Here is a 12,981-nt window from a genome sequence, read left to right on the forward strand (position 1 = left end):
GTCCGACCGATCGCATCCAACTTTGCCCCATATCAGGGGGTAAATTGGACGGATTGCGGTTGGATAACTGGCGGAAAACTGCGACAGGAGACTGATTTGGGAGCAGGCGGCCGTTGGTTCGAATCCAGCCGCCCCACCAATAAAATCAGATGGTTAGCTAGAGTCTCGCGTGGCGCGTCCAGCTCTCGGCCGTGGAACGTGCTCTAATCGTTCTGCCGTCGGTCTGTCCCAAGCTTGCGGTTGGTTTGCACGGGCGCGCGGGATTTATGTCCATTGTCCGACCGTAGGTGGGCCAGCCGCTGCGCGATTACGATCACGATCAGGTCACGCTAACGGTCGAGCCTGCAGACAATGCGAAGGGTGGCCTTGGCGATTGGGACGTCCCTATCATCACCTTCTCGCGCGTATACGCGGTCAACGGTAACGTGAAAAGATAGTCGGGCGACGTGGATGAGAAGCGCCGTGTACGGGGCGCTCGCTAAATCGTCTAGCGTATTCTACTATCCGGGGAATGCGGGCTCCAAGTACCCGTCAGGCGGGCAATCTTCCGTTCTCGGCTGGATCTCCGGTGCCCGCTAACGTGCCTGCCTGGATTTCTTGACCGAGACCAGAGGGGAAAGCCGGACCTATGCAGATCGAGCATCTGATCGCGTTCAACATCACCTTGCTTCTGGCGATTGCGAGCCCGGGCCCTGCCTTGCTGATCGCCATGCAAACAAGTTTGAGCAGTGGGCGGCGGGCCGGCGTCGCGATCGGGGTCGGCCTCGGCCTGATGGCATCGATCTGGACCGGTCTGGCGCTGGTCGGTCTGAATGCGCTGTTCGAGTTGTTGCCCTGGTTTTATGGCGTGGCGACTTACATCGGGGCCGGGTATCTCGTCTACATCGCCTGGCATATGTGGCGGGACGCCAAGGAGCCGATCAAGGCCGATGTCAAACTGGACCGCCATGCCTTCCGGCAGGGCTTCCTGGTCAACCTGTTCAATCCGAAGTCGATGCTGTTTGCCGCCGGCGTCCTGATCGCGATCTTTCCTCCGGAGATGACGATGGCGGAAAACGCGGTCGTGGTGCTCAACCACCTCGTCATCGAATGGATCTTCTACACCGTGCTGGCCATCGTCATGAACAGTCAGGCCGTCAAGCGCCAGTACATGAAGGCCAAGGCGGTGATCGACCGTGTCGCGGGCATGGTATTGTGCGCGCTGGCGATCCGTCTGGTGCTCAGCAGTCATTGACCTTGTGGTCTCCCCCGGCTTTCACGCCGACGGCTGTCTTGACCGGGCTTGAGCGCGGGGGTAGGGGGAAGAGAGCAATGCGGTGGGTCGCTTGCAACGCGCGGTCCGGGACCAGCCCGGTTGGCGGAGGGGCGCCCATCGACGGGAGCGTCTGCGTGCGCCGTTTCGGCCGGCACGAGGCTGCGGAAGCGGGCGCCGCGCGCGGGGTCCCAGGCAGCCCGGGCTTGTCCGATGGGCACGGCACGACGCGTTGACGCAAGGACGGCAAACGAGACGTCATGCAAGCGCGCATCTATCAGCTACCCAAGACCGCCATGCAGTCCGGCAAGGCCAACACCAACCGCTGGGTTCTGGAGTTCGAGCCCGAACACAAGCGCGAGGTGGAACCGCTGATGGGCTGGACCGCGTCGAGCGAGACCCAGACCCAGGTGCGCATGTGGTTCGCCTCCCAGGAGGAGGCGATCGCGTTCTGCGAGCGCGAAGGCTACATGTATTCGGTCGAGGAGCCGCGCCGGCGCGAGGTCAAGCCCAAGGCCTATGCCGACAACTTCAAATACGGCCGCCTGGGCGTCTGGACGCACTAGGGGCGTTCAAGCCTGCCTGTTGCTTCTGCGCCCGTAGCTCAACCGGATAGAGCACGCGCCTTCTAAGCGCGTGGTTGCAGGTTCAAGTCCTGCCGGGCGCACCACCTTTTTGCGCGCTTCTCGAGCGCGCCGACTGCTGGACACCACCCGCAAGACTCGCGTGTGAGGTGCCATGGCGGACCGGTTGGGGACTCAATTCATGAAGACTTATAGGGTATTCGCCGGTCTTGCGGCGGCGATGGTGTTAGCCGCCGGCACGGGCGCGGCCGCGACCACGCTGCCCGATGTGCGTGAGCCGGCCAGCTATGACAAGCCAAGACCGGTGCGCACGGCGATCGAGCGGATGCAGAAGACCCTGGCCGATCATGCCGAGGATAACTGGCAGGCGCAGCGTAACGCGGGCATCTGCGAGGACGCGGCCCGGCGCCTGCACGACTACGTGACCTCCCAGGCCTATACCGCCGAGTTGGGCGAGCAGCTTTGGCGTGAGTGCCATCAGGCCTACACCGGCGTGGAGTAACCGGCGCTTTGGGCTAGGACGACGCCGTTTCAGTTGGCGTCGGCTCCCGGGCGCGGCCGACGTTATAGCGGTCGATCGCCACGGCCTTGATCAGCGCGTGGACGGGGGTGCCGACCGTGAGGCCCAGCCGGCGCAGCGAGCGCTTGGTGATCCGGGCCCACAGGGTGTGGGCACCTATCTGGACGCTGAGGTCGACCAGCGCCCCCGGATCGGTCCCGATCTCGGCGACGGTTCCCTGCAGCACGTTCAGAATGCTGCTGTCCTGCGGCGGCGATAGCGCCAGGGCGACGTCGCGGGCGCGGATCCGTACCCGCAGGCGCGCGCCCTCGACTAGGTCGAGTTGGCGGACGAACAACTCTCCGCCCTCGAATGTCAGCGCGCTGAGCTGGTCCGCCGGTTCGTGCCGGGCGACCGAGACGGGCAGGGTGGCGCCCGCCTCATAACGACCGGTCAGGGGGCGCAGTTCCAGGCGGCCGGTGACCTCCTCGACCGGGCCGGTGGCGGCGACTTGGCCGTCGTCGAGCAACACCATCGTGTCCGCCAGGCGGACGATCTCCTCCATCGCGTGGGTGACGTAGACGATCGGCAGGTCCAGCTCGTCGCGCAGCCGCTCGATGAATGGCAGCACCTCTTCCTTGCGTGGCTGGTCGAGGGACGCCAGCGGCTCGTCCATCAGTAACAGGCGTGGCCGGGCGAGCAGCGCGCGCCCCAGGGCGACACGCTGCTTCTCCCCGCCCGAGAGGTCGCGCGGACGGCGGCTCAGCAAGTCGCCGAGGCCGAGTAGCGCCACCACCTGGTCCAGCGTGACGCCGGCCGCGTCCTTGGGCGCGCGTTTGGCGCCATACAGCAGGTTGCCGCGCACCGAATAGTGCGGGAACAGCCGGCCTTCCTGAAAGACATAGCCGATGCGGCGGTTTTCGGGCAGCAGATCGATCCCGTGGTCGCTGTCGAACAGCACGCTCTCGCCCACGGCGATCCGGCCGGCGTCTGGACGCACCAGACCTGCCAGCGCGTTGACCAGGCTGGTCTTGCCCGCGCCGGAGCGGCCGAACAGCGCGACGATCCCTTTGGCCGGGCAGGTGAAGTGCGCGTTCAGGCCGAATGGTCCCAGGGATTTGACGACGGAAACGTCGAGCATCGCTTAGCCCGCGATCCGCGCTTTGACGCGGCGCGCCAGGAGTTCGGAGGCCGCGAGCGCGACCAGAGCGAGCACGACCGAGATCGCCGCCATGCGCAGCGCGCCGGATTCACCATCTGGCTGTTGGACCAGGCTGTAGAGCGCCAGCGGCAGGGTGCGCGTTTCGCCCGGGATGTTTGAGACGAAGGTAATGGTGGCGCCGAACTCCCCTAGGCTGCGGGCAAAGCCCAGGATCGCACCGGCCAGCAGGCCGGGGGCGGTGAGCGGCAGCGTAATGGTCACGAACACTTCCAGCCGTCCGGCGCCCAACGTGCGCGCGGCCGATTCCAACCGCGTATCGACTGCCTCCAGCGATAGTCGGATGGCGCGCACCATCAGGGGGAACGCCATCACCGCGGCGGCGAGGGCCGCGCCCTGCCAGGTGAAGGCGATCGTGACGCCGAGACTCTCATCGAGCCAGCCGCCGACCGGCCCCTGACGCCCGAAGGTTAGCAGCAGCAGGTAGCCCACCACCACCGGCGGCAGGACGAGAGGCAGGTGTACGACACCGTTCAGCAGTGTCTTGCCCGGGAACTCCCGTCGGGCCAGCAGCCATGCCACCGCAAGCGCTGCCGGCAGGCCAGTTGCAACCGCCCAGACCGCCACGCGCAGGCTTAAGGTGAGCGCTTCCTGCTCGAGTTCGGTGAGGGCGATCATGCGGGGCGTTTAGCTGCCGGCTGCCGACGCGGCGACGGTGAAGCCGTGCTTGCGGAAGATCGCCTGGGCGGTCTGCGATTGGAAGAAGGTGTAGAGCGTATCCACCTCCGGGCCCTGTGCACCGTCGACGCGGGCGAGCGGATAGTGGATCGGCGGGTGGCTGTCGGCGGGCAGGGTTGCGACCGTTTGCACATCGTCGCTGATCCGGGCGTCGGTTGCGTAAACGATTCCGGCAGCCGTTTCGCCCCGGCCGACCAGGGCCAGAGCGGCGCGCACGTCGGCTGCGAAGGCCGCGCGCTCACGTACCTTGGTCCACAGACCAAGTGTCTGGAGCGATTGCTTGGCGTAAATCCCGGCCGGAACATGGGCCGGGTCCCCAAGCGCCAGGCGCTTGTCGCCGAGTGCCTTGGGCAGATCCTGGATATCGCTTGGAAAATCGGTGCCTTTCGGCGTCACCAGGACCAGTTGGTTGCTTAGCAGGTCGATCCGGCTATCGGGCACGATGGCGTTGCGCTCTTCAAGGTAGTCCATCCAGCCTTCGTTGGCGGAGAGATAGAGGTCCGCCGGTGCCCCGCGGGCGATCTGCTTCGCCAGCGTCGAGGATGCGGCGAAGGACGCCCGGACCGGTGTTTCGGGGTGCGCGTCACGAAACGCCGAGAGTACGGTCTGCACCGCGTTGGTTGTGCTGGCCGCGGCGAACACGGTCAGCGTCGTCCCGGCCTGAACCGGCCAGGCCAGCAGCAACAGCGCGGCAACCAGACCCCCGCGAAGCCATCTATGTCTCACGTGCAAGCCCCCACTCGGAACGAACGACAGGGCTATATTCCGTCATATATAGCGCAAGGTCAAAGCCGGAGGCCTGTCGACGGCTCGTGCCGCCAAAAAAGCTTGAGCAACAACAAAGGTGTTCAGGCATTCATTTTATAAACAGCACCTTATAAGGCGCACCCGAGGTTGTGTGTTGCCGCCAAGCGAAAACACGATCAGGCAAGCCTGATTCATCTTGTCCGTGAACCGCGTGCTAGCGGTCCAGCACGGCGTTCAGACGGTCGGGATAGTTGGTGAACAGGCCGGTGACGCCCCAATCGAGCAATTGGCGCATCGTTGCCTTGTCGTTGATCGTATAGACGTGCAGCCCGAGGCCGGCTTCGCGCACCGTTTCGACAAACGCGGCGTCGATCACCTGCCGGTCTTTGTAGGTCAGGTTTGTGCCGAGTCCCACGGCGTAGTCGTTGATTGCCGCCAGGTCGGCCTCGGTGAGGTTCGCCGGTCCGGGCGTGACGTCGCTCCACTCCTTAAGGGCAGCGCCCTCTTCATAGCCCTTGGGGTGGTACCAGACGAGCTGTACCAAAGGGATTTCGGGGTTCAGGGCGTGCGCCCTCTCGAGCGCATCCTGACTGAACGACTGGATAACGATCGCGTTCGCCTCGACCAGGCCATGGCCTTCCGCCCAATTGACCAGCGCCTCGCTCAGGCCAGGGTTGGCGTCCGGCGACTTGATCTCGATGTAGTACTTTTCGTCCGTCCCGTAGCGCGCGACGATCTGGTCCAGGGTCGGTACCCGCAGCCCTTCGAAAGCGCTGTCTGCCTTGTCCGGATTTTCAGCGTTGAACCAGCTCCCAGCGTCCAACTGCTGCAGTTCGGACAGCGTGAACTCGCCCAGCTTGCCGGAACCGTCGGTCGTGCGATCGACCTTGGTATCGTGGAACGCCACCAGCTTGCCGTCGCGGGTGAGTTGGGCGTCCAGTTCCAGATAGTCGGCGTTCAGCGCGCGGGCTTTGTCGAACGCCGGCAGGGTCGCCTCCGGCGCGTGTCCGCTGGCGCCCCGGTGGGCGATGTTCAGGACTTTGCCCTCCGGCGCCAGCGGATCGGCCTGAGCCATGGGGCCCAACGTCATCACGGCCCCGATAACGGTGATGCCCACCAAGTTTGCGGCGAAAGCTCGCATGATCACACTCCTGGTTCCGATATATTGCGCGTGTCGGGGTGGGGCGTGGGCTACGCCGAACTCTCCGGCGACTCGTCGGCCAGAAGGGCTTGGAACGCGTCCAGGTCGTCGCCGACGGCCGTCCGTGCCTTCTCTTCCATCGCGCGGTAGCGGGCCAGCACGTCCCGTCCCAGGTCCGTCACCCGCGCGCCGCCGCCGCCCTTGCCGCCGGCGTTCGTCTCGACCAGCGGCGCTTGGAAGCACTTGTTCATCGTGTCGATCAGCAGCCAGGCGCGGCGGTAGGACATGCCCATTGCCCGCGCGGCCCCGGAGATCGAGCCGGTGCGCGCGACCGCGTCCAGCAGGTCGGCCTTGCCCGGGCCGATCGCAGTAGCCTCGCCCAGCAGGACCCGCAGGCGTGCGTTGGCCGACATAACGGTCGCTCAGCCGGCCGCGCGGGTCAGGCGGGCGAACCCAGCGTCGAGGTCGGCGATCAGGTCGTCTGGATCCTCCAGTCCGATGTGCAGACGGATCACGGGGCCTGGCGCCTCCCACGTCGTTGCCGTGCGGTGCGGGTCGCTTGGGATCGCGAGGCTTTCGAAGCCGCCCCAACTGGCGCCAAGGCCGAACAGGTCGAAATGGTCCAGCATCGCCGCCACGGCTGCTGGCGCGTAGGGCTGGGCGAGCACGATCGAGAACAGACCGCTCGCCCCATCGAAGTCGCGCTGCCATAGATGGTGCTGGGGATGCTCGGGCAGGGCGGGGTAGCGAACCTCCGCCACCTCCGGTCGCTCCTGCAGCCAGGTCGCGACCTTGAGTGCGCTCGCCTGATGGCGTTCCAGGCGGACACCCATGGTCCTGAGTCCGCGCAGACCGAGGTAGACGTCATCCGGGCCGGCGAAGCCGCCCATGGTGTAGACGGTCTCCCGCAGCCGGTTGGCCCAGGCGTCGCTCGCGGTCACGGCACCCAGCATCGCATCGGCGTGGCCAACGATGTACTTGGTGGCGGCCTGCACCGACAGGTCGACCCCGTGCTCGATCGGCCGGAAGAACAGCGGCGTGGCCCAGGTGTTGTCGATGATGGTCGCCACGCCGCGCGCCTTCGCCGCGGCGGCGAGAGCCGGCACATCCTGCACCTCGAAGGTCGAGGAGCCGGGCGACTCCAACACGACGGCGACAGTGTTGGCGCGAATGCGTGCGTCCAGTCCGGCGCCGTCGATCAGCGGATCGTAGTAGTCGACCTCGACGCCGAAGCTGGTCAGCATCTGGTCGGCGAACTTGCGGGTCGGTGCATAGACGCTGTCGGCCAGCAACACGTGGTCGCCAGCCTTCGCCACCGTCAGCAGGGCTACCACGACCGCCTGCAGGCCGTTGCCGAGCGCGACCGTGTCGGCGCCACCCTCCAGCTCGCTCAGTGCGTCCTCCAGCATCTGGTGAGTGGGCGTACCGAAGCGGCCGTAGACCGTTTCGCCCTTCTCGAATCGACGCCGGCCGCTCGCCTTGAAGGTCGCGGTGTCCGGGGCGATGACGGTGGAGGCGTGGTAGACGGGTGGGTTCACCGCGCCGTCGAAACGGGCTGGGTCGCGGCCGAGATGTCCCAGACGGGTGTCGCGCTTGAAGCGCTTGTCGCTCATCGTGCGTTCCGGATGTGGTTGTGACTGCCAGATGTTTTCCGGATGCGATCCTTTCACGCGGGCGCCTGCGGGCCAAGCCCGCGCATGTGGATTGGCTGGGGGCTGTTTTGCACAGATACGCGCCGGATCGCATGCACGCCTCAAGGTGAATGGCGTTGATTTCTATTCAACCAGGCGCTGATTTTGTTGCCTTTGTCCCCCTGATCCGACAGTGTTTCACGACCGGTTCGGGGATAGAAACTGGCCTGCATGAGATGGGCCGCTGCCCCCATCAAGGAACGTAAGCGCCCAGGACGAGGCGCAGGCGTGACTGACCGGTCTACTCAAAAAAGAATACGACAAACGCGAACAGGGAAAATCAGGCATGAGAAATTTCAAGCTGTTGGCAGCCGCTGCTGTCACGGCCGCCGGTGTCGCCGGCGTTGCAGCCGCCCCCACCGCGCAGGCCGGTGAGGTGATGGATTCGGTGATGGAGAACGGCACGCTGCGCTGCGGCGTGAACACCGGTCTGGCCGGCTTCTCGATCGCCGACGACCAGGGCAACTGGACCGGCCTCGACGTTGAGTACTGCCGCGCCGTGGCGGCTGCCGTGCTCGGCGATCCGGAGGCCGTGCAGTTCGTCGAGCTGTCCGCGCAGCAGCGCTTTACGGCACTGCAGGCGGGCGAGATCGACATCCTGTCCCGCAACACCACCTGGACGCTGACCCGTGATGTCTCGCTCGGCATCCACTTCGCCGGCGTGACCTTCTACGACGGTCAGGGCTTCATGGTGCCCGCCGACCTCGGCGTGGACAGCGCAAAGGACCTGTCGGGTGCCAGCGTCTGCGTACAGTCCGGCACCACCACCGAGCTCAACCTGGCCGACTATTTCCGGGCTCAGGGCATGGACTTCGAGCCGGTTGTCTTCGAGGGCTTCGAGGAGTCCCTGAGCGCCTTCTTCGCTGGCCGCTGTCAGGTCTACACCACCGACAAGTCCGGGCTTGCGGCGATCAAGTCGGTCGATGCGCCGGATCCGGACGCTTACAAGATCCTGCCCGAAACGATCTCCAAGGAGCCGCTGGGCCCGAGCGTGGCGCGCGGTGACGACGAGTGGTTCGCGGTCGCGAAGTGGGTCCTGTTCGCGCTGATCCAGGCCGAGGAGTCCGGCGTCAACAGCGAGAACGTCGACGAGATGATGGACAGCGACAATCCGACGATTAAGCGTATGCTTGGCCAGTCGGGCGACATGGGCGAGAAGTTGGGCCTGGATCCCAAGTGGGCCTATCGCGCCATCAAGATGGTCGGCAATTACGGTGAGATCTACGCCCGCAACGTCGGTCCGGAGACCCCGCTCGGCTTGGAGCGCGGCGTCAACGATCTGTGGACCGAAGGCGGCCTGATGTACGCCCCGCCGATCCGTTAACGCCTGCCAACGGGACCGCTGGCTTCGGCCGCTCCCTTCCGTGTGCCGTTCCGCCGTGCGCAGCCGGGTCTGCGTGGGGCGGGGCGTGGCGCGGTCCTGCGGCCGGCCGGCGGTTTCGGGTGCTGGCCTAACGCTCCCGTATTCCGGCTATATTTTTGATACGAAGGTCAACGATCGCTATGACCGATCAGGCTGACCGACGTGCCGGCGCGCAGTCTCAGGCTTCGCCGCAGGCGACGCCTGTGTGGCGTGACCCGCGTACCCGCGCGATCATCTGGCAGGTGCTCGTCTTGGGCGGGGTCATCGCGCTCGGCGTCTATCTCGTCCACAATACGCTCGCCAACCTCGAGGCCCGCTCGATCCGTACCGGCTTTGGCTTTATGGATCATGAGGCCGGCTTCGCGATCGGCGAGAGCCCCCTGGTCGATTACACAGCCGCGGATTCCTATGGCAAGGCGTTCGTTGTCGGGCTGTTGAACACGCTGCGGGTCTCGCTCATCGGGATCGTTCTGGCGACCATCATCGGCGTGATCATGGGGGTCGCGCGGCTGTCGTCGAACTGGCTGGTGGCCAAGTTGGCCTCGGTCTACGTCGAGGTTATGCGCAATATACCGGTGCTTTTGCAGCTTTTCTTCTGGTACGGCGCGATTTCCTACCTGCTCCCGGCCGTACGCCAGGCGTTACAGCTCATGCCGGGTGTCTTTCTGTCGAAGTCCGGGCTGCGGTTCGCCGTGCCGGTCGCCGATCCGGTGCACCCCTGGATGGGGTTGGCATTCCTCGCCGCGATCGGCGGGTGCGTCCTGTATTACCGCTGGTCGAAGCGGCGCCAGGCGCAGACCGGCGTGGAGCCGCGTCTGGGCTTGCCGCTGGCCGGCTTCCTGATCGGCTTGCCGGCGCTTGTCTGGCTGATCGGTGGCGCGCCGACGGCGATGGATGTGCCGGAGCTAACGACCTTCCGCTACCAGGGCGGCACTAGCGTATCGCCGGAGTTTCTGGCGTTGCTTCTGGGGCTGACCTTCTACACCGCCGGGTTCCTGGCGGAGATCGTCCGCGCTGGCATCCTCGCCGTTCCCCACGGGCAAACCGAAGCGGCGAGCGCGCTTGGCCTGCGGCGCAGACAGGTGCTGCGCCTCGTGCTGTTGCCGCAGGCGCTCAGGATTATCGTGCCGCCGACCACCAACCAGTATCTGAACCTGACCAAGAACTCCTCGCTGGCGGTCGCGATCGGCTATCCGGATCTGGTGTCGGTCGCCAACACCTCATTGAACCAGACCGGGCAGGCGATCGAGTGCATCTCGATCATGATGGCCTGCTACCTGACGATCTCGCTCACCATCAGTTTCTTCATGAACTGGTACAACAAGCGCATCGCGCTGGTGGAGCGGTAAGGCCATGAACATGTCCGATACCGGTACCCCCGGCCATCAGCAAGGCAGCCGATCCCCGCAGCGCAAGCCGCCTGCAACCAGCGTGGGTGTGCTGGGATGGCTGCATGCGAACCTGTTCAACGGCTGGTTCAACACGCTGCTGACCGTGCTATCCCTTTACCTTCTATGGACGGTCGTACCGCCGCTGTTCGACTGGCTGTTTTTCGACGCGATCTGGGCCAACGTGCCGGCCGAGGTCTGCCGTGAGAGCCGCGGCAGCGGCGCCTGCTGGGCCTTCATCCGCGATAGGTATCGGCTGATCCTGTTCGGCACCTATCCGTTCGAAGAGCAGTGGCGCCCGTTGGTCGGGGTAATCGTACTGCTGGCGGTGATCGCGTTCAGCTGTTTCCGCCGCTTCTGGCGACCCTGGCTGGCGTTGGTCTGGCTGGGGGCGCTGCTGGTCTATCTGATGCTGTTGGGCGGCGGCGTGTTCGGGCTGAGTTCGGTCCGCACGGACCTGTGGGGCGGTCTGCCGCTGACCCTGCTGCTGGCGGTGGTCGGCATCGTGGTCGCCTTCCCGCTGTCGCTGCTGCTGGCGCTCGGCCGGCGGGCGGAGCACATGCCGATCGTCAAGGCGATCTGCGTCGGCTACATCGAGCTGATCCGTGGCGTGCCGCTGATCAGTTTGCTGTTCATGGCATCTTTTATGCTGCCGCTGTTCATGCCCACCGGGGTAACCATCGACGCGCTGATCCGCGCCCAGGTCGCGATCATCGTGTTCGTCAGCTCCTACCTCTCGGAGGTCATTCGCGGCGGGTTGCAGGCCCTGCCGCGCGGCCAGTACGAGGCGGCGCAGGCGATGGGCCTGACCTACTGGCAGATGCAGCGCAAGATCATCCTGCCGCAGGCGATCAAGATCTCGATCCCGCCGATCGTGAACACCTATCTAGGCATGTTTAAGGACACCTCGCTGGTCGCGATCGTGTCCCTGACCGATCTGTTGCTTGCGACCCGGCAATCATTCGCTGACCCGGAATGGCGGCCCTTCTTCGTTGAGGGCTACGTCTTCATCGCCTGCATCTACTGGAGCTTCTGCTTCTTTATGTCGAAGTATTCGCAATACCTCGAGCGCGCGCTCTCTACCGACCATACGCGCTAAGCCGCCACGCGATCAGGAATACCACACCATGAGCGACACCCACGGCGTTACCGCTGACGAGAAGAACCGCGAAGCCGCCCGGCGCATGCCGGCCCCGGAGAATGACGCGATCATCGAGATGCAGGACGTGAATAAGTGGTTCGGCCAGTTCCACGTCCTTAAGGACATCAACCTGGCGGTCAACCGCAAGGAACGGATCGTCGTCTGCGGCCCATCCGGCTCGGGGAAGTCGACCCTGATCCGCTGCGTCAACCGGCTGGAAGAGCACCAGGCCGGCAAGATCATCGTCGACGGAGTCGAGCTTACCAACGACATCAAGAAGATCGAGCAGATCCGCCGCGAGGTCGGCATGGTGTTTCAGCACTTCAACCTGTTTCCGCATCTGAGCGTGTTGGAGAATCTCACCCTCGGTCCGATCTGGGTGAAGAAGGAGCCGAAGGCCGACGCCGAGGCGACCGCGATGCGGTATCTGGAGCGGGTGAAGATTCCGGAGCAGGCGCACAAATACCCGGGCCAACTCTCCGGCGGCCAGCAGCAGCGTGTCGCGATCGCGCGCTCCCTGTGCATGAACCCGAAGGTCATGCTGTTCGACGAGCCGACCAGTGCACTCGATCCCGAGATGATCAAGGAAGTGCTCGACGTCATGATCGAACTGGCGGAGACCGGTATGACCATGGTCGTGGTTACCCACGAGATGGGCTTCGCGCGTACGGTCGCCGACCGCGTGATCTTCATGGACGAGGGCGAGGTGATCGAGCAGAACCCGCCCGAGGAGTTCTTCCACAACCCGCAATCGGAGCGGACGAAGTCCTTCCTGAGCCAGATTCTGAAGCACTAGGACGGGTGCGATAAGCGGGCGCGTGCCGATGCCCACTTTCGATAGGGCCTTCGAAGCCGATTAGCTGACTAAGTAAGTCTGCCCTGCGAGCAAAGCGGACGGTCGAGCTTGCTGGCAAGGTCGTGGTGTCTGGGCGCGGCCTCTTGTCCTGTTACCTCGATGCCTAGACGCTTTAAGTGCTGAGAACATCCGGTGATCGACGCCGGCAAGCTGAATTCGTCTGTTCCCCATTGGTGTATCGCGAGCGATGCGCGTGACCCGCGAAGAGGCTCCTATTGCTCGCGCTAAACGATAAATAAATTGTACCGAGAAGAAATAAATTTTATCACATGATAAGTGTATTATGCCGGATGTTCAGCTGTAGTATAGCCCTATGTATATTTTCGACATGAATTATTTGGCAATTTATGTTTTTTTTACTCCTAAGGTGTGAAAATCAAATTTGGAAATAGGGGGTCGAACAGCTTTTTTGCCTGATCCTG

The 12,981-nt window shown here is 64.4% G+C and carries 13 protein-coding genes and 1 tRNA gene; 8 read left to right on the forward strand and 6 right to left on the reverse strand.

Going from position 1 to position 12,981, the window contains the following annotated elements; all coding sequences use genetic code 11:
• Positions 1 to 628 precede the first annotated feature (628 nt).
• From RHOSA_RS0109945 to RHOSA_RS0109960, 4 genes are all read left to right on the forward strand, one after another.
• On the forward strand, positions 629 to 1,234 hold the full coding sequence (locus tag RHOSA_RS0109945; protein WP_027288545.1) for a LysE family translocator: 606 nt from the start codon (positions 629 to 631) through the stop codon (positions 1,232 to 1,234).
• 278 nt (positions 1,235 to 1,512) lie between these two features.
• Complete coding sequence (locus RHOSA_RS0109950; protein WP_027288546.1) at positions 1,513 to 1,818, forward strand: ETC complex I subunit; 306 nt, start codon at positions 1,513 to 1,515, stop codon at positions 1,816 to 1,818.
• A gap of 27 nt (positions 1,819 to 1,845) precedes the next feature.
• Positions 1,846 to 1,922: transfer RNA gene (locus RHOSA_RS0109955), tRNA-Arg, on the forward strand.
• A gap of 95 nt (positions 1,923 to 2,017) precedes the next feature.
• Positions 2,018 to 2,338: a hypothetical protein gene (locus RHOSA_RS0109960; RefSeq protein ID WP_027288547.1), complete on the forward strand. Its 321-nt coding sequence runs from the start codon at positions 2,018 to 2,020 to the stop codon at positions 2,336 to 2,338.
• 13 nt (positions 2,339 to 2,351) lie between these two features.
• On the opposite strand, the gene modC is transcribed toward RHOSA_RS0109960, so the two are convergent.
• The 6 genes from modC to metC all read right to left on the reverse strand — a co-directional run bounded on the left by modC (position 2,352) and on the right by metC (position 7,733).
• The gene (gene modC / locus RHOSA_RS21735; RefSeq protein WP_037256037.1) at positions 2,352 to 3,476 is read right to left on the reverse strand and encodes a molybdenum ABC transporter ATP-binding protein; all 1,125 of its coding nucleotides are present in this window, start codon (positions 3,474 to 3,476) and stop codon (positions 2,352 to 2,354) included.
• A 3-nt stretch (positions 3,477 to 3,479) separates the two neighbouring features.
• Positions 3,480 to 4,172: a molybdate ABC transporter permease subunit gene (modB, locus tag RHOSA_RS0109970; RefSeq protein ID WP_027288548.1), complete on the reverse strand. Its 693-nt coding sequence runs from the start codon at positions 4,170 to 4,172 to the stop codon at positions 3,480 to 3,482.
• A 9-nt stretch (positions 4,173 to 4,181) separates the two neighbouring features.
• Positions 4,182 to 4,958, reverse strand: coding sequence for a molybdate ABC transporter substrate-binding protein (gene modA / locus RHOSA_RS0109975; protein WP_081728928.1), 777 nt, complete (start codon positions 4,956 to 4,958; stop codon positions 4,182 to 4,184).
• A gap of 235 nt (positions 4,959 to 5,193) precedes the next feature.
• Positions 5,194 to 6,120, reverse strand: coding sequence for a glycerophosphodiester phosphodiesterase (locus RHOSA_RS0109980; RefSeq protein WP_037256039.1), 927 nt, complete (start codon positions 6,118 to 6,120; stop codon positions 5,194 to 5,196).
• Positions 6,121 to 6,170: 50 nt separating this feature from the next.
• On the reverse strand, positions 6,171 to 6,533 hold the full coding sequence (locus RHOSA_RS0109985; RefSeq protein WP_027288551.1) for a winged helix-turn-helix domain-containing protein: 363 nt from the start codon (positions 6,531 to 6,533) through the stop codon (positions 6,171 to 6,173).
• A 9-nt stretch (positions 6,534 to 6,542) separates the two neighbouring features.
• Positions 6,543 to 7,733, reverse strand: coding sequence for a cystathionine beta-lyase (metC, locus tag RHOSA_RS0109990; RefSeq protein WP_027288552.1), 1,191 nt, complete (start codon positions 7,731 to 7,733; stop codon positions 6,543 to 6,545).
• A 364-nt stretch (positions 7,734 to 8,097) separates the two neighbouring features.
• On the opposite strand from metC, the gene RHOSA_RS0109995 reads away from it, so the two are divergent.
• The 4 genes from RHOSA_RS0109995 (at position 8,098) to RHOSA_RS0110010 (ending at position 12,499) form a co-directional block, all read left to right on the forward strand.
• Positions 8,098 to 9,135: an amino acid ABC transporter substrate-binding protein gene (locus RHOSA_RS0109995; RefSeq protein WP_037256041.1), complete on the forward strand. Its 1,038-nt coding sequence runs from the start codon at positions 8,098 to 8,100 to the stop codon at positions 9,133 to 9,135.
• A gap of 179 nt (positions 9,136 to 9,314) precedes the next feature.
• Positions 9,315 to 10,523 carry an amino acid ABC transporter permease gene (locus RHOSA_RS0110000; protein ID WP_037256043.1) on the forward strand — a complete coding sequence of 403 codons (1,209 nt, stop codon included), beginning with the start codon at positions 9,315 to 9,317 and terminating at the stop codon, positions 10,521 to 10,523.
• Between the two features lie 4 nt (positions 10,524 to 10,527).
• On the forward strand, positions 10,528 to 11,661 hold the full coding sequence (locus RHOSA_RS0110005; RefSeq protein ID WP_242468872.1) for an amino acid ABC transporter permease: 1,134 nt from the start codon (positions 10,528 to 10,530) through the stop codon (positions 11,659 to 11,661).
• An 85-nt stretch (positions 11,662 to 11,746) separates the two neighbouring features.
• Complete coding sequence (locus RHOSA_RS0110010; protein WP_027288556.1) at positions 11,747 to 12,499, forward strand: amino acid ABC transporter ATP-binding protein; 753 nt, start codon at positions 11,747 to 11,749, stop codon at positions 12,497 to 12,499.
• Positions 12,500 to 12,981: the final 482 nt, after the last annotated feature.

Origin of the sequence: Rhodovibrio salinarum DSM 9154, assembly GCF_000515255.1 — a bacterium.
Lineage (GTDB): Bacteria > Pseudomonadota > Alphaproteobacteria > Kiloniellales > Rhodovibrionaceae > Rhodovibrio > Rhodovibrio salinarum.